Annotated in this window: 22 protein-coding genes and 1 other RNA gene; 10 read left to right on the plus strand and 13 right to left on the minus strand. The window is 30.3% G+C overall.

Features of this window, described 5'->3' with window-relative positions; translation table 11 throughout:
• Positions 1 to 4: 4 nt before the first annotated feature.
• Positions 5 to 940, minus strand: coding sequence for a ribose-phosphate pyrophosphokinase (locus tag B4L98_RS07700; protein ID WP_038336277.1), 936 nt, complete (start codon positions 938 to 940; stop codon positions 5 to 7).
• Between the two features lie 222 nt (positions 941 to 1,162).
• Here B4L98_RS07700 and B4L98_RS07705 point away from each other — a divergent pair, with 222 nt between their 5' ends.
• The 4 genes from B4L98_RS07705 (at position 1,163) to B4L98_RS07720 (ending at position 7,607) form a co-directional block, all read left to right on the plus strand.
• Complete coding sequence (locus tag B4L98_RS07705; protein ID WP_286494989.1) at positions 1,163 to 2,425, plus strand: OmpA family protein; 1,263 nt, start codon at positions 1,163 to 1,165, stop codon at positions 2,423 to 2,425.
• Positions 2,426 to 2,531: 106 nt separating this feature from the next.
• On the plus strand, positions 2,532 to 4,472 hold the full coding sequence (locus tag B4L98_RS07710) for a polysaccharide biosynthesis protein (protein WP_286494991.1): 1,941 nt from the start codon (positions 2,532 to 2,534) through the stop codon (positions 4,470 to 4,472).
• Entirely contained in the window at positions 4,462 to 5,223 is a 762-nt protein-coding gene (locus B4L98_RS07715) for a polysaccharide biosynthesis/export family protein (protein ID WP_125348880.1), read from the plus strand. The genes B4L98_RS07710 and B4L98_RS07715 overlap by 11 nt, the downstream gene beginning before the upstream one ends.
• Positions 5,224 to 5,225: 2 nt before the next feature.
• Positions 5,226 to 7,607 carry a GumC family protein gene (locus B4L98_RS07720; protein ID WP_286494994.1) on the plus strand — a complete coding sequence of 794 codons (2,382 nt, stop codon included), beginning with the start codon at positions 5,226 to 5,228 and terminating at the stop codon, positions 7,605 to 7,607.
• 52 nt (positions 7,608 to 7,659) lie between these two features.
• On the opposite strand, the gene B4L98_RS07725 is transcribed toward B4L98_RS07720, so the two are convergent.
• Positions 7,660 to 8,355, minus strand: coding sequence for a hypothetical protein (locus B4L98_RS07725; RefSeq protein WP_219034502.1), 696 nt, complete (start codon positions 8,353 to 8,355; stop codon positions 7,660 to 7,662).
• 186 nt (positions 8,356 to 8,541) lie between these two features.
• Here B4L98_RS07725 and B4L98_RS07730 point away from each other — a divergent pair, with 186 nt between their 5' ends.
• Positions 8,542 to 9,381 (plus strand): HAEPLYID family protein, encoded by an 840-nt coding sequence (locus B4L98_RS07730; protein WP_038336266.1) that lies wholly within the window; start codon positions 8,542 to 8,544, stop codon positions 9,379 to 9,381.
• Positions 9,382 to 9,716: 335 nt separating this feature from the next.
• On the opposite strand, the gene B4L98_RS07735 is transcribed toward B4L98_RS07730, so the two are convergent.
• The 10 genes from B4L98_RS07735 to ssrA form a co-directional block, all read right to left on the minus strand.
• Positions 9,717 to 10,064, minus strand: coding sequence for a hypothetical protein (locus B4L98_RS07735; RefSeq protein WP_291077933.1), 348 nt, complete (start codon positions 10,062 to 10,064; stop codon positions 9,717 to 9,719).
• A gap of 280 nt (positions 10,065 to 10,344) precedes the next feature.
• Complete coding sequence (locus tag B4L98_RS07740) at positions 10,345 to 10,692, minus strand: hypothetical protein (protein ID WP_291077934.1); 348 nt, start codon at positions 10,690 to 10,692, stop codon at positions 10,345 to 10,347.
• A 35-nt stretch (positions 10,693 to 10,727) separates the two neighbouring features.
• A complete protein-coding gene (locus tag B4L98_RS07745; protein WP_291077935.1) occupies positions 10,728 to 11,075 on the minus strand; it encodes a hypothetical protein in 348 nt (115 codons plus the stop codon).
• Complete coding sequence (locus B4L98_RS07750; RefSeq protein WP_291077936.1) at positions 11,072 to 11,203, minus strand: hypothetical protein; 132 nt, start codon at positions 11,201 to 11,203, stop codon at positions 11,072 to 11,074. The genes B4L98_RS07745 and B4L98_RS07750 overlap by 4 nt, the downstream gene beginning before the upstream one ends.
• A 34-nt stretch (positions 11,204 to 11,237) precedes the next feature.
• The gene (locus B4L98_RS07755; protein WP_291077937.1) at positions 11,238 to 11,939 is read right to left on the minus strand and encodes an antA/AntB antirepressor family protein; all 702 of its coding nucleotides are present in this window, start codon (positions 11,937 to 11,939) and stop codon (positions 11,238 to 11,240) included.
• 182 nt (positions 11,940 to 12,121) lie between these two features.
• Positions 12,122 to 13,060: a hypothetical protein gene (locus B4L98_RS07760; protein ID WP_291077938.1), complete on the minus strand. Its 939-nt coding sequence runs from the start codon at positions 13,058 to 13,060 to the stop codon at positions 12,122 to 12,124.
• Positions 13,061 to 13,162: 102 nt separating this feature from the next.
• Entirely contained in the window at positions 13,163 to 13,471 is a 309-nt protein-coding gene (locus tag B4L98_RS07765) for a helix-turn-helix domain-containing protein (RefSeq protein ID WP_291077939.1), read from the minus strand.
• A gap of 65 nt (positions 13,472 to 13,536) precedes the next feature.
• Positions 13,537 to 14,589: a hypothetical protein gene (locus B4L98_RS07770; protein WP_291077940.1), complete on the minus strand. Its 1,053-nt coding sequence runs from the start codon at positions 14,587 to 14,589 to the stop codon at positions 13,537 to 13,539.
• 12 nt (positions 14,590 to 14,601) lie between these two features.
• Positions 14,602 to 15,873: a site-specific integrase gene (locus B4L98_RS07775; protein WP_291077941.1), complete on the minus strand. Its 1,272-nt coding sequence runs from the start codon at positions 15,871 to 15,873 to the stop codon at positions 14,602 to 14,604.
• 174 nt (positions 15,874 to 16,047) lie between these two features.
• Positions 16,048 to 16,445: a transfer-messenger RNA gene (ssrA, locus tag B4L98_RS07780) on the minus strand.
• 141 nt (positions 16,446 to 16,586) lie between these two features.
• Between ssrA and B4L98_RS07785 the strand changes: the two genes are divergently transcribed.
• Positions 16,587 to 18,092, plus strand: a complete 1,506-nt coding sequence (locus tag B4L98_RS07785) for an aldehyde dehydrogenase family protein (RefSeq protein ID WP_221854736.1) — start codon at positions 16,587 to 16,589, stop codon at positions 18,090 to 18,092.
• Between the two features lie 28 nt (positions 18,093 to 18,120).
• Positions 18,121 to 18,492 (plus strand): DUF779 domain-containing protein, encoded by a 372-nt coding sequence (locus B4L98_RS07790; protein ID WP_180905490.1) that lies wholly within the window; start codon positions 18,121 to 18,123, stop codon positions 18,490 to 18,492.
• Positions 18,493 to 18,545: 53 nt separating this feature from the next.
• Here B4L98_RS07790 and gltX read toward each other — a convergent pair whose 3' ends face one another.
• On the minus strand, positions 18,546 to 20,054 hold the full coding sequence (gltX, locus tag B4L98_RS07795; RefSeq protein WP_221854737.1) for a glutamate--tRNA ligase: 1,509 nt from the start codon (positions 20,052 to 20,054) through the stop codon (positions 18,546 to 18,548).
• 118 nt (positions 20,055 to 20,172) lie between these two features.
• Here gltX and B4L98_RS07800 point away from each other — a divergent pair, with 118 nt between their 5' ends.
• The 3 genes from B4L98_RS07800 (at position 20,173) to B4L98_RS07810 (ending at position 23,247) form a co-directional block, all read left to right on the plus strand.
• Positions 20,173 to 21,042 (plus strand): MBL fold metallo-hydrolase, encoded by an 870-nt coding sequence (locus B4L98_RS07800; RefSeq protein WP_219034838.1) that lies wholly within the window; start codon positions 20,173 to 20,175, stop codon positions 21,040 to 21,042.
• 86 nt (positions 21,043 to 21,128) lie between these two features.
• On the plus strand, positions 21,129 to 22,802 hold the full coding sequence (locus B4L98_RS07805) for a PSP1 domain-containing protein (RefSeq protein ID WP_221854738.1): 1,674 nt from the start codon (positions 21,129 to 21,131) through the stop codon (positions 22,800 to 22,802).
• Positions 22,786 to 23,247, plus strand: coding sequence for a gliding motility lipoprotein GldH (locus B4L98_RS07810; protein WP_221854739.1), 462 nt, complete (start codon positions 22,786 to 22,788; stop codon positions 23,245 to 23,247). The genes B4L98_RS07805 and B4L98_RS07810 overlap by 17 nt, the downstream gene beginning before the upstream one ends.
• Positions 23,248 to 23,250 lie beyond the last annotated feature (3 nt).

Consider the following 23,250-nt stretch of genomic DNA (forward strand, 5'->3'; position numbering starts at 1 on the left):
ACCACTAGATAACAAAACGTTGACTAATAGATTTGTTGCTATGTACTAGATGCATAACATCAGCAAAAAGCGGAGCGCAAGATAATACTTTTATTTTAGATACGGAAGTATTTTTTAATGGAATACTATCAGTTATAGCAATTTCCGTTAATAGAGAGTTATCAAGACGCTCATAAGCTGGTCCAGATAAAACTCCATGCGTTGCAATCGCACGAACAGATTTTGCTCCTTTTTCCATAATCAATTCAGCCGCCTTTGCAAGTGTACCCGCTGTATCAATCATGTCATCCACTAAAATAACATTTTTACCTTCAACCTCACCGATTAACATCATGCTATCAACTTGGTTTGCAACTTTACGTTCTTTGTGACAAATTACGATATCTGCATTAAGGTATTTAGCATATGTATTTGCACGTTTAGCACCTCCCATGTCTGGAGAAGCAATACAAATATTATCTAAGCCTAAACCTTTAATGTATTCAACAAAAATTGTTGAAGCAAATAAATGATCAACAGGAACTTCAAAAAATCCTTGAATTTGATCAGCGTGTAAATCCATAGTCATTACACGAGTTGCTCCAGCTGTCATTAACATTTTTGCAACTAATTTTGCTCCAATTGGCACACGTGGAGCATCCTTACGATCTTGACGAGCAAAACCAAAATAAGGAATAACAACTGTAATACTTTTAGCAGATGCGCGTTTTGCTGCATCACACATTAAAAGTAATTCCATTAAATTGTCTGTTGGTTGCATTGTAGAACCAATTAAGAAAACGCGAGCTCCGCGAATTGGCTGTTCAAAAGCGGGTACAAATTCTCCGTCGCTAAATTCTACAATTTTAGATTTACCAAGTTCTTGACCATATTGATCGGCAATTTTTTGTGCTAATTCTAATGATCCTCTGGTCGAAAAAAGAAATGCTGATTGTTCCATTGTTTGTTTTGGGAAATATTTATGCAAAAATAATTTAAATGATTTAAAAATGATATAAGAAAATCAAAAATTAATTTCGGCACAATTATTGAATATTTTTTAAACAAGTTAAAATAATCATAAAGACATAATCATGACTTTCGTTAGTTATAGTGTTTTTTAACAGTTTTTGATTGATTCGTTTTTAAGTATTTATATAAATTTGCAATTAAATATATCCTCATGAAAAAGATTTCATACCTATTAAGTGTAATTGGATTAGGAATTTTTGCTCACGCGCAAGAAACTACTGAAACAATTAACAACGATTACAACAAATGGTCTATCGAGGCCAATGGAGGTGCGGTAAAAGCAAGAAAAGCATTCGCTCCAGGTTATTATTCAGAAACACCAAGTTTTTTCCATGCTGATTTTGGTGTACGTTATATGTTCAATCCAAAATTTGGTTTAAAATTAGATGGTGGATATGATCGTATCAAAGAAGGCGAAGATGTAGCTCGTTTCCGTTCTAATTATTACCGTGTAGATTTACAAGGGGTTGCGAACTTAGGACGAATCATGAATTTTGAAACATGGACAAATAGAATTGGATTATTAGCTCATGGTGGTGCAGGTTACTCTTGGATGAATAATGATGCGACAAAAGGTGCTGATGGTAAAGTTTTCGACGACAATGATAACATGGTAAATGTTATGGTTGGTTTAACACCACAATTAAGATTAACTGATCGTGTTGTTTTAACAGGAGATGTATCTTACGTAAGAAATATTCGTCAAAATGTAACATTTGATGGCACAGCTAACACATCAGGTTCAGGATTTGGAGGTGAAATTTGGAATGCTACTTTAGGTTTAACATTTTACTTAGGTAAAAACGAAAAACATGCTGACTGGGTTTACGAACCAACTCGTTCTGACTTAGAAGATCGTATTTCTAACATCGAACAAATGTTAAAAGATACTGATGGTGATGGTGTTGCTGATTACTTAGATCAAGAACCAGATTCAGCTCCAGGTGCAGTAGTTGACACAAAAGGTGTTACTATCGACCACAACGGAAACGGAATTCCAGATAATATTGAAGAATATATCAAACAAAATGCAGGAGGAAACACAACTGTCATTAACGATGCTGATTTCTTAGAGCAAATGATTAATTCAGGTATTATCAACGTATACTTCGATTACAACTCTGACAAACCATACCAACAATCTGTTGGAGGTATCAAATTTGTATCTGAGTACTTAAAAGCTAAACCAAATGCTCAAATTGACATTTTAGGTTTTGCTGATCCAGTAGGAGGAGATGCTTTCAATAAAGACTTATCTCGTAGAAGAGCAGAAAATGTTAAAGCTATTTTAGTTAGTCAAGGAGCTAATGCTTCTCAATTAACTACTGTTGGTGAAGGGGAAGATAAAGAGTTCAAAAACTCTCAAGTTTCATCTCATCAATTAGCAAGAAGAGTTGTTTTCAGAGTAAAATAATTCTCTCTTAATTTAAGATATTAATCAGGGATAGATTTTTCCATTTTTTGGAGTCTCTATTCCTGATTTTTTTATTATCTTTACCACCACTTAAATTACTAAAATATTGAATCCTTTTAACCAACACTTTAATGCTCCTAGATGGGTAGTATTAGTGCTAGACATACTTATTGTTTTCTTTAGCTATGTAATAACCAATTTTATACTTAATAGTTTTCTAAATTCTTTTAGTTTAGAAAAATTATTATTTAAATTACCATTTGTTGTAGCAGCATATACTCTATGTTTCCTATACTTCAAAACATATAAGGGAATTGTAAAAAAAACGGGGTTAAAAGATGCTGAAAATGTATTTGTATCTAATACTACGGCTTTTCTGATTCTTTTCTTCATCTCTTTTATCTATAGACAATTCATTGAATCTAATCTTTCGGAGAACACTCCTGTTTCATATGTTTTCAGAATGTCTTACTCTGTTATCTTTGTCCATTTATTTATTTCAACAGTAATAATGGTTATTGCCAGATTATATTATAAATGGATTTATAATTATTTTTTCTCAAAAAATAAGGAACAACAAAAAATATTAATTTACGGTGCAGGAGATTCAGGATTAATTACTCGAGATATTTTACAAAATGATACTCAGTTTAATTATAAAGTTGTAGGTTTTATTGATGATAAACCTTCTAAAATTGGAACATTTATAGATGGTGTTAAAATTTATTCTATAAATGATATTGATAATAAATTCATTGAACGAAATGATATTTCAGAAATTATTATTTCTATTCAAAATATTAAAACGAATCAATTATTAAATCTATCCAAATCATTAGAAGATTTGAATGTAAACATAAAAATAATTCCACCTATTTCTAATTGGATTGATGGTACATACAAGCCTGCTCAAATCAAACAATTAAAAATTGAAGATTTATTAGGTCGTGAATCAATTAAGTTGAAAAACCCTATTATTAATGAAAATGTACAAGGTAAGGTAATACTTGTTACTGGTGCTGCAGGTTCTATAGGAAGTGAAATTTCAAGGCAACTTGCTATGATGGATTTTGCTCAACTAATTTTGATTGATCAGGCAGAATCGGCTCTATATGATGTTCAACAGTCTTTAAAAAATGAAATTTCTGAAGAAAAACAAAATAGAATAGATTATATCGTTTCGAGTGTAAGAGATCGAAAACGAATGTTAAGCCTTTTTGATAAATATCATCCGCAAATTATTTTTCATGCAGCTGCATATAAACATGTTCCTTTAATGGAAAGATTTCCATATGAAGCAATTAATACAAATATTTATGGAACAAAAATTATTGCTGATTTAGCGAATGAATTTGGTGCCGAAAAATTTGTTATGGTTTCAACAGATAAAGCGGTTAATCCGACTAACGTGATGGGAGCAACCAAACGTGTGGCAGAAATTTATGTAAATTGTACAAATGAAAAATCTAAAACAAATTATATTGTTACTCGATTTGGCAATGTCTTAGGATCTAATGGTTCTGTAATACCTTTATTCAAACGTCAATTAGAAAACGGAGGTCCTTTGACAGTAACACATCCCGATATTACACGTTTTTTCATGACTATTCCAGAGGCCTGCCAATTAGTATTAGAAGCGGCTATTATGGGAAAAGGTGGTGAGATTTTTGTATTCGACATGGGCGAATCAATGAAAATTATTGATCTTGCTAAAAGGATGATTAGATTAAGTGGCTTTAAATATCCTGAAGAAATTGATATAAAAATTGTAGGTTTGCGTCCAGGTGAAAAAATCTATGAAGAGTTATTGGCTAATGATGAAAATACAGTAAAGACCCATCATGAAAAAATAATGATAGCAAAAGTTAATACAAACAAATGTCAAGACAATAAAAAACTAATTGAAGAACTATGCTTAATGTCTTCAACCATAGAAAAACATGAGCAAGTCATGCATTTAGTGGCTAAAATAAAAGAGATTGTACCAGAATTTAAATCTCAAAACTCAGAATTTGAAAAACTTGATAACTTAATTTATGAAAAATAAAATTTTTAATCTTTTAATTGTAATAGTTATACTCACTATTTCTTCTTGTGCATCAAAAAAAGAATTAGTCTACTTTCAAGGAGATCAACAATCTACTACGAAATACGAAGAATATATTCCTAAAATTCAATCTTCTGATATGCTAGCAATCAGTGTAAGTGCTGCTGATATAAAAGCTACAGAACCTTTTAATCAACAAAGTGTTTATCAAGTAAATTCTGGGGTGCAAAATAATCCTTATGCGAAGGTTTATACTGTTGATGAAAATGGTTATATCAACTATCCGTTAATTGGTAATGTGAAAGTAGGTGGATTAACTAGAACAGAAGCTGAAAATGAATTAAAAGCAAAAATCTCAAAATATATCGTTAATCCTGGGGTAAATATTAATTTTACAAATTTTAGAATTAGCGTTTTAGGAGAAGTTGCTAAACCTGGTAATTTTACAATTCCAAGCGAAAGAGTAAGTATACTTGATGCTTTAGGTATGGCTGGTGATTTAACTATTAATGGTGTTAGAAATAATATTATGGTTATTCGTGAACAAAATGGACAAAAACAAACATATAACGTCGATTTAACATCCAAAGAAATACTAAACTCTCCTGTTTATTATTTAGCCCAAAATGATGTTATTTATGTAGAACCAAATAATGCTAAAATTTCATCATCTAAATTTACACCAAACTATTCATTATGGATATCTGTTGCTGGTGTTATAATATCTGTAATTGCTGTTATTTCTAAATAAAAATGAGTACAAATAAAAATAACCTAGAAGACCAATACTTCGATGAGTCTGAAGAAACGATTAATATCAGACAAATTTTAGAACAATATCTTTATTACTGGAAATGGTTTGTATTTGGAGTTATTATTTCTTTAACCTTAGCCTTTTTATATGTTAAATATACTCAGAAACAATATCAAGTTTCAGCTAAAATATTATTAAATGAGAAAGAATCTGCAACAGGTGAATTAGCTGGTTTAATGGATCAAGCTATGCTTGGAGGGGGATCTTCAACAAATGCTGAAGTTGGTGATCAAATTGATGTTTTAAAATCAAAACGACTAATTACTAAGGTTGTAGAAGAAAATAATTTAAATATTCAATATTTTAGTAAAGGTCGTGTAGCTGAAGTTGAATTAACTCAAGAGAAATCTCCTATTAAAATTATTTTTCTAAACGAAGCTGATAAAACCAATGAAGATTTAGAAGCTAAATTTATTGTTCAAATAAAATCTACAACAAAATTTATTTTAACAAACAAAACAACTTCTACAGAAAAGGAATATTCTTTTGGACAAAAAATAAATGATAAGATTGGAAGTTTTGTTATCAGTCCTAATAAAAACTTAGCTAAATCAATTGATAATGAATATCTGATTGTTTTAAATTCTATTGATAAGACTGTAGATAATTACCAAAAGAAACTTGCTATAGATCCTAACAGTGAAAAAAGTTCTAAAATTATTAACTTCTCATTAGTAGGTCCTGTTCCTGAGATTTCTAAAAAAGTAATTAATGATTTAATTATTAATTACAACAAAGATATTGTAGGCGATAACCATAAATTAACTGAAGCTACATCTAAGTTTATTGATTCAAGGTTAGCTATTGTTAGTGGCGATTTAGATGGTGTTGACAAACAATTAGAACAATATAAACAAAGTAATAATATTACAGATGTTACCTCTGAAGCAAATATTTTTTTAGAGAGTGCTGCTGATAATGAAAAGAAATTATTAGATGCTTCTACACAACTACAATTAGTTGAATATATGAATGGAGCTCTTAATACGTCTCGTACAGATTTACTTCCTTCAAATATTGGTTTAGAAGATAAATCTATTTCATCAGAAATATCTTCATACAACGAACTAGTCCTAGCTAAAGAAGATATGTTAAAATCTGTAACAAATGAACATCCAAATGTTATTAAATTACAAGAGCAAATAAATGATGTAAAAAGAAACCTGAAGAATAGTTTAAAATTATATAGAAATAACACACAAACTATTTTAAATACAATACAAGGAAAGCAAAATCAAATTGCTGGAAAAATTAAAAAAGTACCTAGTCAAGAGCGTGGTTTTAGAGATATATCTCGCCAACAACAAATTGTAGAGGCTTTATATTTATTCTTACTTCAGAAAAGAGAAGAAAATGAAATAAAAGCTGCTGCAACACCAGAAAATATTAAAGTAATTGATTATGCTTATGGTATAAAAGAACCTGTTTCCCCTAAAAAAAGTATTATATTTTTAGGAGCGCTTATTGTAGGTCTTATAATACCTTTTATAATAATTTATATATACAAATTATTAAATAATACAGTTAATTCAAAAGAAGATGTAGAAAATGCCGTAGGAGCACCTATCGCAGGACAAGTACCGAAAAGTAATATTTCTATATTAGAAAATAATGATAACTCAAGTGCTGCTGAAGCTTTCCGAATCTTAAGAACAAATGTAAATTTCTTATTAAAGAACTCAACAGATCCTCAATGTATTTATATTACATCTACAACTAGTGGAGAAGGAAAATCATTTATATCAACTAACTTAACTCAGATTTTAACAATGTCTGGAAAATCAGTATTGTTAATCGGAGCTGATATTCGAAGTCCAAAAGTATTAGATTATTTAGGTATTTCTGATCAATATATACATAAATATGGTGTAACTGAATATTTAATTTCTAATGATGTTAATATTGATGATATTATCATAAAAAAACCTGCACATTATAAATTCGATGTTATTTATTCAGGTCAAATAGCACCTAATCCATCCGAATTATTAATGAATGGACGATTTGATGATATTATTAAATATGGAAAGGAACATTATGATTATGTAATAGTTGATACAGCTCCTGTAAGTTTAGTAACTGATACACTATTAATTTCAGACGATGCAGATATTACAATGTACGTAGTTCGTGCCAACTACTTAGATAAACGTATGCTAGCAATTCCAAGAGATTTATATAGAGAAAATAGACTTAAGAATATGGCTATGGTTATTAATGATGTTGACTTTACAAAAGGTTATGGCTATGGTTATGGCTATGGTTATGGAGAAAACCATAATAAAGGTGGATTTTTTAAAAACCTTTTTAAACGTAAATAAAATAAAAACCTGAAGTTAATCTTCAGGTTTTTTGTTCTATAAAATATATACACTATTGACCTTCCTTCTCCAATCTCTCTAATGCTTTTTCGTGAGCTGATTTTACATCATTTTTGATCTTTTTATCTTGTGTAGATTTTCTAATCTTTTCTGCATGATAAGCCAAATCATCTAATGTCATTTTATAACTCACATAAAATCCGCGATTATATCTTGAATATGAAGCTAATCCCCAACCAGCAATTAATTGATTCTTAATCTTTTTGGTTTGATATTCGTTCAAATAACGTTGAAGTTTTGGAGAAATTTCTTCTTTCGCAATTGATTTTACAGAACCATTCATTCGGCTAAACCAATATTTATTATCCAATTTTATATATGATTTTGCACCTAAAATGCTTTTAAAAGCAAGATCCCCAAGCAGTAAAACCTTTTCAAATTCAGATTTTTCATTGGTCATATAATCCCAATACATTTCAGAAGTCATTCCAACCATCGGACTTTTATCTATTGTTGCTTCATACAAATCTTTACCATTTTGATAAGCTGCTGCAACATTTTTAAATTCGATTCCAAAATCATCACAAGCCTTCTGATAACCTGTAAAAGAACCCGAATATTTCTCGAAATTATCTATAAAAACTCTATAAATACAATAATGTGAAATATCAATCAAAACTTTTTTAGAATCATCTAAAAAACCGTTTATCAACTGTATCGGAAAGTTATAATATTCGTAGGAACTCATAATTGTTTGATTGTCTTAAATGTGGTGTTAATTCATCGACTAAGATAAGATAGTTTTTATTATTCTTAAAATGATAAGTATCAAAAAACTTCAAAATTTAATAGGTTAGATTTTTAAAGGGGTAAAACTTCAATTCCTAATTTCTTCCTAAATCTTCTTTGTCCTTTGTCTCAAAATAATAAACAAATGAAATTTTTCTTAACAATAATTACAAGCACTTTCTTAACAATTACTACGATAGCTCAGACGAAAAATGATTCAATTATCACCATTCAACCTCAACAAAAAACATTAAAACCTAAAGTTGAACATGCAGAACCTCTCTATACAGATTTGATGCGTGATTTGGGCGCACGAAAAGGAGAAGCTGAGATAAATGTAGGATTTGGAGTGACCTCAAAAAAAGGATATAATGAATATAATGGTTTTATTGAGTATGAATGGGCTGTTGCAGATCGTTTGGGATTGGAGGTTGAAGTACCTTTTTCTTTTAATCACAAAAGCGATAATAACGATGGCTCTATTTATGTTCCGAACAATAAAATTGAAGGTTTAAAATTAGCAACTCAATATACTTTTTTAGTAAATGAAAAACAAAAAATGTCTTTGGCTGTAGCTTATGTTCATGAATTTGAGTTTAATAATTTTAAAGAATTAGGACATCAAGGTTCTGTATTTACGGGTATGAAAATGAATCCTGTTTTTATTGGAGCAAAGAATTTTAAAAATTTCAACACGTTAATCTATACAGGTCCTATTTTTGAACATCATTATAAAGAGCAAAAAGTAGATGTTGGAGCAACTATAAATGCAAGTATGATGTATGTTTTACCAAATTCGAAAAACTTTATTGGACTTGAAAATAATATGGATATTGACCGCGATGGATTTCATTATACTTTAAGACCTCAAATTAGATTGGCTATTCAACACAATTTAATGATTGGTTTGGTTACTGGAGTTTCTATCACCAAACATACAGGAACCAACCTTGATGTGATGACACGTATTATTTGGGAACCTTAGTTTTCTTAATAAAAAAACCTCCTTTAAAACTTTTTAAAGGAGATTTGTGGAGCTGGCGGGACTTTATGTTATTATTGATTATCAATTCATTAAATTAATTACCATTAAAAAGTATACCATTTAGTGTACCATTTTGTGAATTTTCAATATTTCTTCACTCAAAAACTGAATTATATTGAAGCATAAAAATTGCTTCACGCACACGTGTAATGACTGTAGAAAAATCTTTCTTTTTATGGACTGAAAAAATTATTCCTTTTTATGGACTTAAGAAATTCTGAATAAAAAAAAAGGCACTCAATCGAATGCCTTTTAAATAAATCTTAATAATTCTATTAAAATTTCTCGGTTGGTTCATTGTCTACAAATAAGCTTTGATTCCAATCAGTACCCTCTAATAAAATACCGATTAAATTGTTGATTGCATGGAATTGATTCCCGAAATTACTTTCAACATTATTTATATATTTTCCAGTCTTTTTGTCGTAGTTATCCTGCATAATGTTAAATATAATTCCTCTTGTTTTCCAAAGATTGTACATTAGAAATTCAAATTTTCGATTATTCGCTAATGCCTTAATTAATCTTTCTTTGTTTTCTGGATTGAAATAAGAAGCCTCATCTAATTGATTTGACGTTTCGATTATGTCGTTTGATTGTAATTTGATTAATGATGTGTTCATAATTGTTTTTATTTAAGGATTAAAAAAAGCGGGTTAGATGTCCTAAGGTTAAAAACAACCTTTGCAATCCTTTCGGAACTTGCCATCATACCGCAATATCTTGAAGTGATTTTTTGTAATATCATTGTTTTTATTTTAGGAACGACAAATATAATGCTTCAAATTAAATTCTTTTAATTCCCTTAGTTGTTTTTTTTCCTGATTATTTTTGATTAGCAAAAAAAGTATCAATTTTTTTTATCGACCTATATAACGCCTACACGCCTGCGGGCGTATTGTTTTACTTTTCCCTTGCGTGCGTATTGCTCGGGTGTTTCCTTGTTCTTTCTTTTACTTTCTTTGTTATCTCGTGGAACTTAAATACTGCTTTTTCAAGTGTATCAATGTCCCACGCCCAAATACCGAACGCCTTTGACGTTGGATAAGATTCTGAGTTAAATCGTGTGTTAACTTTAATCTCAAATACTTCATAAGTTGTTTGAATATAGTTTTTATAAACTTTCTCATATATTACCGCAAAGTCATTTCTTGCAATTTGAGTAAATCGAAATCCTTTTACTTCTCCTTTACCTTCAAATTGTCTTTTTAACCTTCGCGTATCGACACTTTTTAAACTTTCTTCTATCATGTGGTATGTTTGTATAGTTTTATAATTAAAGTTCGTTAAATCGTCTTATTTTCGATTAAACCCATTTCGACAACCTCATCGAGATTATCAAAAATTAAATTGATTAAGATTTCAATCTCCATTAACTCCAGAATGTCGTTTGATGTTTCAAGTTTTTTGTATTCAATCATCTTGACGTATTTATCCGACTCGTTAATCGTGTTGCCTACTTTTGATTGTTCGGCATCTGACGAATTTAAAAACTGGGTTTCATAAAACTTTGAATCGTGAATTAGAATCATATCATCAGTCGAACCAAAACGACACGCGATTGAATTGTATAGGTCCAGTTTATCTGTTTCGTTTAATTCTAAAATATGTTGTTTGATTTCTTGCTTTGTCATTGTATTAATTTTGTTTCCTCTTTTTGTAAAACCTTGCTCATTCTTTCTTGTATTTTTGAAGAATACTCTAAACTCCTTTTTATTCTTTCTTGGTTTTTGAGTTTTAAATCTTTCAATTGTTGTTTCATTTTTCTATGGTTCATGTAAATAGTTTTAATTAGTTTAAAATTTTAATGAATACATTTTACTAATCAATTCGTAAGGGTAAACATTTTGACCATTTACATAAGATGGATGCTGAACTTTCTTCGGCGGTTTACCAGTTATTTTTTTATACTCCTTTGTGCATAATTTACCAAGCTGTTGCCTTTCAATTATCGTATGTTTTTTAAATACTCCAATCGCTCTTAAAAATCTATCTACTGACCAATCATTGATAAAATCAATTTGCTTTTTTTCTACTGATTCAAGGCGGTTATTTAATTCTGCTATTTGCTTAGGCGTTGCAATTTCTTGATAATGCTTTTCTACTTCAATAAAATAATTACGAATACGTTTACCTATTTCGGAACGCTGAACCATTGCAATAGATTTAGCACTTTCAATTGTTAGAAGATAATCTTTCATGTTATGCCCACCTCTTGAGCTTTTTTTAACTTTTGTTTGCTCGTCTTTTTTGACGTGCAAAGATTCCGTACTTTTTTGCTGGTCATTTTTGACCAGCAAAATATCATCATTTGTAATTATTGAATAATCTACATTTTCAACAAATCCATATTTGAACATTCTTTTTATCCAGTGGTTAAATTGTGTCTTTGGTTGTAGAAGATTGTAAAGCTCACTTGCTAATACTGTTTTATTCCCGTTTTCTGATTGATTGATTTTTATCAATTCAAATCTTTCTTCTGATTGATTATTGTTCATTATAATTTTATTTAAAATTGATTCCTGATTAATTGCTTTTTATTCTGTCATCAAAACATATTTTCGGGTACATTTTATTATCTTCTATCTTCTCATTTTTAACACTACTTTTTTTCTTTTTTTTAATGGTTTTGGGTGCATATTGTCCCTTTATCAATGGAACATTTTTTAAAATTCCCTTTTTATGCGGGTTCTCTGTGGACAATTTGCATACTAAAAAAAATGTCGATTTTGTCGATTATTTTAGCCTTAATTTCTGTGTGCAAGTTGTTTTTTGCTGTTAAGATTTTATAGTATTTAATTTTAGTTTTTAGGAATGTATTTCTATGCTTTGAAGCTATTAAATCAATCCAATATTCAAAACTGTTACAATCGTCCAAAAAAGCTAAATCTTTTTCTTTAATTTGAGTTTTATCATATTGCTGGTTAACTAGCAACACTAAGTCCCATTCGGTTAGAATTTCTTTAAATAGATTCTTGTATGTCTTAATTTCCATCAAATCGCAAACGGTGTAAATTCCTAATTTTTTTATAAATTCTCTTTTTTTGCTTCTAACTTCAAATCTCAAAGTATTTATATTAATATTGTAAGCTGGATATTCCAAGAACTGTAAACCTTTTAAGTATACCTTAATCTCTTTGTATTTAGTTGCTTCGGATATTTTAAACGTTTCAATATCATCGTATTTAATATTAAATTTTGAACGCTTGTAGAGCAGTAAACCATCAAATATCAATCGAGCATCTGAGTTAGGAATAATATTCAGACCAAACTCAATATTTACGACTTGCAAATCTTTTTTATCATCTTCTTCAATTTCTAAATAGTTTAATATTTCATTAATCGATTTAATGCACTCCAAAGGGGTAAAATCATCTCCGTTATGTTGATAATTATTTTTGTGATAATGTGGACTTACTAAGACATCTACATAACCGTACCCAATCTCAAAGCCTTTTTCAATTGCTTTTCTAAAATGTAAACCTATTTTAAATCCATCTATTTGTCTAAGAGATGTATAATAGTTGTTAATTGGCTTGCATTCTATAAAATCGGGGTGTAATAATAAACTATTGATGATTTGATGATTCGAGGTTCTTAGTTTTAATAAGTCAACCATAATCATTATATTTGAAACATATTAAATCATTCATTTGATTTTTTATATCGGTTAAAGGGGTTTGTATTATTACAAGCTCCTTTTTTTTGATAAATAAATCGATTACTTAGTTTTGAATTTTTGATTTTGGATTGATTGAAATAATGAATCGTTTATTTCATTTGACTTAAATAAAACTCTATGACCTATTTTGTATGAAGTGATTAAACCGCTTTTCACGTATTGGTCTAATGTTCCCAAAGACAAATGCAGTTTACTTGCTGTTTGTCTCCTTGTAAGGTATTCGGGTTGCTTTTCTTCTACTTTTTGAAGTTGTGTAGAATGATTTCTTATTGCTTTAGAAACGCAATTATCAATTAGTGTTTCTAATTGGTCATACGCTAATGAAATTAAAATAGTTTCTTGTACCATAATTGTAATTTTTAATTATGGTACAAATAGAAGTTAGGTAAATTTTAGGTTTACCTAAATGGTATTTAATAAACTTTTTTAGGAATATTTAACCCTATAATATTTAGTTTATTTTGTGTTTTTTCTAATAATTTTGGATTAGAATAAGGGTTATTTTTTTGACTTGTACCCTTATTAATCATAGGATTGATATAAGATTGTATAGTACTTGCTTTTTCTCCAGTCAATAAACTTAAAACTTCTGAAAGTTTATTTGTTGATGTTTGACATATAATAAATTCCTTTTTTAAATAGTCTAAAATTCCGAGTTCTTTTAATGCAATTATTTTTTCTTTTGCTTTTATATCTGAATAATCATTTAAAGTTTCATCAATTAACTTAGATTGATTATTAATAGTGTTCTTTACATTTGACACTTCTGTCTTTACATTGATAATATCATTAATAAGTTTTATTATTTTAACTGAATCTTGATTTTCTTCTAGACCTTGATTTTCTTCAACATATAAGCAGTTAATTATTGATTCAATCCCGTATATATTAATTTCTCTACTTATTGAATTTATTACTTCTATTGTATTATAACTTTCGTCATCATCAAGCACTATTTGTCTTAAAATATTTTCTGGTATTTTCATTGAACAAACAACTTCAATAAAATATTTTTTAATTTCATTTTGATTGATTTTTTCAAATTCTTTATTTAAAAAAAATCTCATATCAGACGATATAGATTGATATTTATTTGATAAATCTTCAATCTCAATAATATTAATAACTAAATCATTATAAACATTTGTATTATAAAATATTTCTCGAAAATCATTTAAAGTAGATATTAATAAAAGTTTATAGTAGATTTCTGAAATACTATCTTCACTTAGTTCATTAAAATACTTTTCAAGAAATTCAAATAATTCATATTTCATTTTATAATTATGAACCATAGTTGAAGAAAGACTAAATAATTCATTGAAGAACTTTTTAATATCATAATTAATACTAAACAATTTCTTTTCAATTATATGAAACTTATTATAGAAGCATTTATTAATATAAATTTCAAGAAAGTCATTTAACGGAATATCTTTTATAATTATTGGTTTAAAATCGCTCATTTATTGTATCGGTTATTGGTTGCTTGCTTTGTTGATATTTATAACTTTTGCTTTTGGCTGAGGTTCTTTTTTAGGCTCTAACTTATCACGCAATAAATCCGCTTTTTGTGTGTCATTCATAAATATGTAAGTATGGAGGGTTTTTGTTTGTTTATGTCCTGTTCCAATCTTCAACGTATCTAAATCAATCCCTTTACTATAATTAAGTGTTACAAAAGTTCTTCTTGCAGTATGACTACTAACCATTTTATATCGTGGTGTTGTTTTTTCTGAACTAAAAGCCTTGTGTAATGTGTCGCATTTTTCGGCAACTTCTTTTATATATTCGTTAAACTTTACATTTGAAATTTTAGGAAGCCTATAATCGTATTTTATTAATACTTTTCTAACTGAATTAAGCAAAGGAAGGGTTATTGCTTCTTTGGTTTTTTGTTGACGTATTGAAATATAATTGTTATCTATGATATTATTTTTATCAATCTTATTCAAATCTGAAAAGCGTTGACCAGTATAACAAGCAATTAAAAATAAATCCCTGACCTGCTCTAATCTTTTATTATTTGATAAATCCAAACTTTCTATTTCTGCAAGTTCTTTTTCAGTCAATGCAATATTATCAACCTCAACATCTTTAGTTAAAAATTTACTGTTATCTAAAAAAGGATTTACCGTTATTCCTTGTTCTTTGATGAAGTATAATACAGTTCTTAAAAACTTCATTTTTCTATATACAGTCGTAGGAGCATAATTTTTTACATTAATTAAAAAGTTTACATAATCATTTCTAAATTTTAAATCAATCATTTCAGTATTATAAACACGTCTTTTTAATTTCTGAAATTCTTGAAAGTTGTTTTTAGCTTGAATATATTTTTGAACCGTACTTTTTTCAACTGATGTTGATATAGTTTCAATATAATCATCAAAATAATCTAAGATAGTTTTTTGAACAACCTTTTTAAATTGTGGGTTTTGTTGGAAATACTCTAAATCAAAATGATTTTTTAATTCGTCTTTTAATGGAGTACGGTCGTATTGATTTATAAAATTATTATAAATCGAATTTAAAGCATCTTTTATTGTAGATAATTCTTTGTTTATCTCATTATAATTTGAAACGTTTATTGTTGACCTAACACGCTGTTTGTTATTATCCCAGTATTTTGGATTTACTTTTTGCTTTGTTGATAAATTAAATCGTTTATTATCCATTCTAATGGCACAAACAATTAAAGTTTCTTTTTCTGCTTTAGTTTCTTTTAAAACAAAATTTAATCTAATCATCTTTTAATATATCGGTTACAGCAAATGTAAGGATAAAAAAAACGGTATACCATTTAGTGTACCAAAATTTTAATCTTAGTTAGTTTTATTTGGTTTTAGTTGAGGTCTAAAAACAACAAAACCCGCCTATTTAAGCGGGTTTTTGTGATTTTTAAAAACTTCTAAAATTCGTCTTAGTGGAGCTGGCGGGATTCGAACCCGCGTCCAAACAAGCAACAAATAAGCTTTCTACATGCTTAGTTTATTATTAATTTTCGACGAAATCCTGAGAATAAACACTCTGTCATCCGCTTATCATCTAAAATCTCAAAACCTATCCGATGCACTAAGGTTTCTATTCTTACTTTCCCGTGTCCCTGTATCAAACGCCGTAAGTCAAGGCTTTTGAGGGACATTCAGCTTCTATACCTAGTATAGACGTGGCGTATTCTTACTAAAATTCAGAATTATGCAGCTAAAGCGTACTCTTCGTTGCCAGTTAAAAAGTTGAAGTGCCTGATTAAAGTGAGTACACAACCTATCACTGCATGCTTACTTACCCATTGGCCCTGCTGTCAAAACCAGTCAGCCCCATAAAGTAAATTGTCAATAAATAATTGACGGATGCCAAATATACAAATTTTATACCAAATAGAATTAACTTTTTCTAAACATAATTATTGAACAAATTTGAATAAATTAGAGAAAATTCAATTCACAAAAATTTTAATAAAATGGGAAACTTAGTTAATGTACCTACATTCAAAGATCATTATGACAATTACATCAATGGTCAATTTACGCCACCTACAAACGGAAAATACTTTGATGTTGTAACACCACTTACTGGAAAAGTTTTTACAAAAGCTGCGCATTCTTCAGAAGAAGATTTAGCAAAAGCGGTAGATGCTGCTCACGAAGCTTTCAAAAGTTGGAGTCAAACTTCGCCAACACAACGAAGCATTATTTTGAATAAAATTGCAGATAGAATCGAAGAAAATCTACAAAATGTTGCGGCTGTAGAAACCTACGATAACGGAAAACCAGTTCGTGAAACATTGAATGCTGATATTCCTTTAGCAATCGATCATTTCAGATATTTTGCTTCGGTAATTCGTGCTGAGGAAGGTTCTATCAACGAATTAGATAAAGATACAGTTTCAATTATTATCCACGAGCCAATTGGTGTTGTTGCGCAAATTATTCCTTGGAACTTCCCAATTTTGATGGCGGTTTGGAAATTAGCTCCAGCTTTGGCTGCTGGAAACTGTGTGGTTTTAAAACCTGCTGAATCTACTCCTATCTCGATTTTATATTTATTCGAATTAATTGGAGATTTATTACCTCCAGGAGTTGTTAACATTGTAAATGGTTTTGGTGGAGAATTAGGTCGCGCATTGGTGACAAATCCTAAAGTATCGAAAGCTGCGTTTACAGGATCTACAGCTACAGGACGTTTCGTGATGCAATATGCAACAGAAAATATTATTCCAGTTACGTTAGAATTAGGTGGAAAATCGCCAAACGTATTCTTCGAATCTGTAATGGATCATGATGATGATTTCTTAGACAAAGCGATTGAAGGAGCTGTATTATTTGCTTTAAATCAAGGTGAAATTTGTACGTGTCCTTCGCGATTATTGATTCAAGAATCTATTTATGATAAGTTTATTGCGCGAGTTGTAGAACGTGTAAATATGATTAAAGCAGGAAATCCTCTTGATCCTGAAACAATGATTGGTGCGCAAGCTTCTCAAATTCAGTATGACAAAATTTTAAGTTATATTAAATTAGGAAAAGAAGAAGGTGCAGAAGTTTTAACTGGTGGTGACGCTAATCATTTACAAGGTGAATGCGAAACAGGTTATTACATCAAACCAACTTTATTTAAAGGAAATAACAAGATGCGTATCTTCCAAGAAGAGATTTTTGGACCTGTGTTAGCTGTGACAACTTTCAAAGATGAAGCAGAAGCTATTGAGCTTGCTAATGACACTATTTATGGCTTAGGAGCTGGTGTTTGGACGCGTGATGCACATCAATTGTACCAAGTTCCACGTGCTATTCAGGCTGGTCGTGTTTGGGTTAATCAATATCATAGTTATCCTGCTGGAGCGCCTTTCGGAGGTTATAAACAATCTGGTATCGGACGTGAAAACCACAAAATGATGTTAGATCATTATCGTCAAACTAAAAACATGTTAGTTTCTTACAGCAAAAAGAAATTAGGTTTCTTCTAAATCAATAATTAATTAAAAATCTCAAAAAATGAAACGTGTTGATGCAACAGAAAAAGCGATTAATTTATTGAATGAATTAAAAGCAAAACATGGCGATTTAATGCTTTATCAAGCAGGAGGTTGCTGTGAAGGAACGCAACCGCAATGTTTCAGAAAAGGAGAATTTTATCTTCGATACAAAGATGTTTGCATTGGAGAAATTGATGGAGTTGAATTTTGGATTGACAAAGATTTGTTCGAATATTGGAAACATGCTCATTTCGAATTAGATGTTATTGATGCGATTGGCGCAGGAGGTTTTTCGTTAGAAGTTCCGCTTGGCAAAACATTTAAAGTCAATTATCGAATATTCTCTCAAGAAGAACTTAATCAATTAGACGAAGTCAAAATCAATTTATAACAGAAAAGCCATTTGCATTGCAAATGGCTTTTTTATTTATGATAGAAATAATTTTATCCTAAAACTTCAATCGCTTTGTTGATACGTGCAATCGTTTCCTCTTTTCCTAAAGTTGCCATAATTACAGGAACATCTGGTCCTTGTAAAGCACCAACTAAACTAAGACGTAAAGGCATTCCGATTTTTCCAAATCCAATTTCTTGCGTTGTAACAAATTCTGCCATTGCATCGTGTAAAACTTCTGAAGTAAATTCTGATGAATTTAAAACTTCAACAAATTTTCCTAAAATCTCTTTAGAATCATCTTTCCAAGCTTTTTTAGCTGCTTTTTCATCGTAAGTAGAAGGAGCTATATAAAAGAATTGACCTTGTTCGTAAATATCTTTTACAAAGTTTGCTCTTTCTTTTAACAATTCAACCACTTTTGCATCTAAAGCTGGATTCGCTTCGATTCCATTTTCTTTTAAAACTTCTTCGAAAGATGGTAATAATTCTTCAACAGATTTTTGTTGTAAATATTGATGATTGAACCAAGTTGCTTTTTCCGGAGAAAAACGTGCACCCGATTTTGAAACTTTTTCTAATGAAAATAATTGAATCAATTCTTCCATTGTAAAAATCTCTTGATCAGTTCCAGAATTCCATCCCAATAAAGCTAACATATTCAATACTGCATCTGGGAAATAACCTTCTTGTTTGTATCCTTTTGCAATTCCTTCTTCTGTTTTCCATTCCATTGGGAAAACTGGAAATCCGTGTTTGTCTCCATCACGTTTACTTAATTTTCCTTTTCCTTCTGGTTTTAAGATTAATGGTAAATGTGCGAAACGAGGTGCTTCCCAACCAAATGCATCATACAATAATTCGTGCAAAGCCATTGATGGTAACCATTCTTCTCCACGAATTACGTGAGAAATTCCCATCAAATGATCGTCCACAATATTTGCTAAGTGATACGTTGGCATTCCATCAGATTTAAACAAAACTTTATCATCTAAAGTTGATGCATCAATCGTTATTTTTCCACGAATCATATCATCCAATAAAACTGTACGAGAATCATCAATTTTGAAACGAATTACATAAGGAGTTCCATTCCCAATTAAAGCTTTTGTTTCATCTTCCGTCAACGATAAAGAGTTTTTTAACTTTCCTCTTGTCGACCAGTTATAAATAAATGTTTCTTTATTTTCTTCTGCTTTTACACGCGCAGCATCTAATTCTTCTGCTGTATCAAACGCATAATATGCATTTCCAGAAGCTAATAATTCGTCTACATATTGTTTGTAGATTTCTTTACGCTCTGATTGACGGTAAGAACCTAAATCTCCACCAAAACCAACACCTTCATCAGGAGTTAAGCCTAACCATTTCAACGAATCGATAATATATTGTTCAGCACCTTCCACATAACGTGTTTGGTCTGTATCCTCTATTCTTAATAAGAATTTTCCGTTATTATGTTTTGCGAAAAGATAATTGTATAACGCAGTACGGACTCCTCCGATGTGTAACGCACCTGTTGGACTTGGCGCAAATCTTACACGAACTTCTTTTGCCATTGTATCAAAATTTTTGCAAATTTAAGTCGTTCAATTCTATAATAGATATTTATTTTAAATAATATTCTATTTTTTATCTTCGTAAAACGAAAATTCAACAAAATAAAACCACATAAAAATGAAATTATATACAATAGAAACAGGAAATTTTAAATTAGATGGCGGTGCCATGTTCGGAATTGTACCAAAATCGATTTGGAATAAAACCAATCCTGCTGATGATAGAAATTTAATCGACCTTGCGATGAGATGTCTATTAATCGAAGATGGTAAACGATTAATATTGATTGATACAGGAATCGGAACTAAACAAGATGCAAAATTCTTTGGTTTTTATTATTTATGGGGCGATGCTACTTTAGATAACTCTTTAGCCAAACATGGTTTTCATCGCGATGATATTACAGATATTTTCTTGACGCATTTGCATTTTGATCATTGTGGTGGCGCAATTCAATACAACAAAGAGAAAGATTATTTAGAAGCTTCATTCAAAAACGCAAAATTTTGGTCGAATGCGAATCATTGGGATTGGGCAGTAAATCCAAATCCACGTGAAAAAGCGTCTTTCCTGAAAGAAAATATTTTACCTCTACAAGAAAGTGGACAACTTAATTTGATTGATTTGCCTCAAAATGGATCAATTTTAGAAAATTCTCCACTTGGTTTTGATATTTTATTTGTGGATGGACATACCGAAAAGCAAATGTTACCAATCATTACATATAAAAGCAAAAAAATAGTTTATATCGCAGATTTAATCCCAACTGTAGGGCATATTCCATTAATTTATGTAATTGGGTTTGATACACGACCTTTAATAACAGTTGAAGAAAAAGGAACGTTTTTACAAAAAGCAGTCGAAAATGAATATATTTTGTTTTTTGAACATGACCATGTCAACGAATTAGCTACGTTAAAATTAACAGAAAAAGGGGTTAGATTAGATCAAACCTATTCATTTTCAGAAGTTTTTGATTCAATTTAAAATCAATTTCATAACCGAAATGATTTCACAAATTCAGAAAAATATTTTCATACCTTTGTGTTGTCATTTAAAAAAATTATAGAAGCATGGGATGTGGATCTTGTGGAACTTCTAATGGCCTTCCGAAAGGATGTAACAATAATGGTGCTTGTGGCACTGATGGTTGTGGAAAATTATCAGTTTTTGATTGGTTATCGAATATGCAACTTCCAAATGGACAAGAAAAGTTCAATTTTGTGGAAGTTCGTTTCAAAAACGATCGAAAGTTTTATTATAAAAACGAAAACAACATATCTCTAAATATTGGCGATGTAATCGCTGTTGAAGGAACACCTGGTCATGATATTGGGGTTGTTACACTTACGGGTGAGCTTGTTAGAATCCAGATGAAAAAAAAGAATCTTTCGTGGACTGCGGAAGATGTCAAGAAGGTTTATCGCAAAGCGAACCAAAAAGATATAGAAACTTGGGTAGAGTTTCGTGATAGAGAAAAACAAACAATGGTTGATTCTCGAATTATGGCGAAAAACCTTAATTTGGAAATGAAAATTTGTGATGTTGAGTACCAAGGAGATGGAGCGAAAGTTACATTTTATTATACAGCAGAAGGACGTGTAGATTTCAGACAACTAATCAAAGAATACGCTGGGAAATTTGGCGTAAGAATTGAAATGAAACAAATCGGATATCGTCAAGAAGCAGCAAAAGTTGGTGGAATTGGATCTTGTGGACGCGAATTATGTTGTTCTACTTGGTTAACAGATTTCCGCTCTGTGAGCACTGCTGCAGCACGTTATCAACAATTGTCAATTAACTCGCAAAAGTTAGCTGGACAATGTGGTAAATTAAAATGTTGTTTAAATTTTGAATTGGATTCATATTTAGATGCATTAAATAGTTTTCCATCAATGGAAAGCCGTTTCGAGACTGAAAAAGGTTGGGCACATTGTGTTAAAATCGACGTTTTCAAGAAAGAAATGTGGTTTGCTTATGACAAAGGCGGAATTGTTTGGTACAAATTTTCGGTAGACGATATTCAAGAGTTTTTAGCAATCACTGCAAAAGGTCAAAAAACTGAACCTTTAGAGGATTTAGCTAAAAATGTAGAAGAATCGAAACCAGATTTTACAGATGTAATTGGTGAAGATTCTTTAGAACGTTTTGAACGTAAAGAAAAACAGAACAAAAAACGTAAAAGAATTAAGAATAATCAAAATTCTGGAAACGAAAAAGTTGCGGCGAATGCTAATAATCTGAAACCTCAGAAGGCAAAACAAAAACAGCCTAACGAGACGAAAGATAAAGCAAATCGTCCTGAAAATAAACAAGGAAAGAATCCAAATCAGTCTAAAAAGAATAATCAAAATAGACCGAACAAAAATTCGAATCCTAATCAGAATCAGCAACAACAAAATCAGCCAAAAGAGAAGCAACAGCCAACTCAAGCGAAAGAGCAACAAGCTCAACCAAATACTGATCAGCAAAAGCCGCAAGGAAATAATCGCAATCGCAATCAACAAAAGCGAAAACCGAATAATCCGAGCAATAATAGCCAACAAAATAATCAAACAAATCAGGCTAATCAGTCAACTCAACAACCAAAAAAACAACCTCAGCAAAATAATCAAAATGCTGAGCAAAAACCGAAAACTAAGGACGAGAATCAAGCAAATAATTCTCAACCGAATCCAAATAAATCGAAGAATCGAAATAAAAAAAGATTTAATCGTGGGCCAAAACCAGATGATACGCAACAGTAGTTTGCTTTTTATTTTAGTCTTTTTATTGTTTAGTTGCGAGGCTAAACATTATTATCAAGACACAAAAGATGTGAAAGACGAATGGAAGAATAATCAACCTCAAACCTTTACGTTTGATGTAAAAGATCCTAAACCTTCGGCTGTTAACATTGGATTTGTGTTAAGAAATAATACGTCGTATGAATATAGTAACTTATATTTGTTCACGAAATTCATCGATCCTAAAGGAAATGAAATGATTGATACTTTACAGTATTATATTGCAAATCCCGATGGAAGCTGGATTGGTAAAGGAATGACAACAAAAGAAATGATGTTGGTTTATCGCGAAAATTTACCAATAAAAGACTCTGGTCGCTATCAACTAAAAGTTTGGCAAGGTATGCGAACAAAAAATTTGAAAGGAATCGAAGACATTAGTTTGATTGTTGATAAAGCTGAATAATAC

It is taken from the genome of Empedobacter sp. UBA5528, from assembly GCF_002426075.1.
Taxonomy (GTDB): Bacteria; Bacteroidota; Bacteroidia; order Flavobacteriales; family Weeksellaceae; genus Empedobacter; species Empedobacter falsenii_B.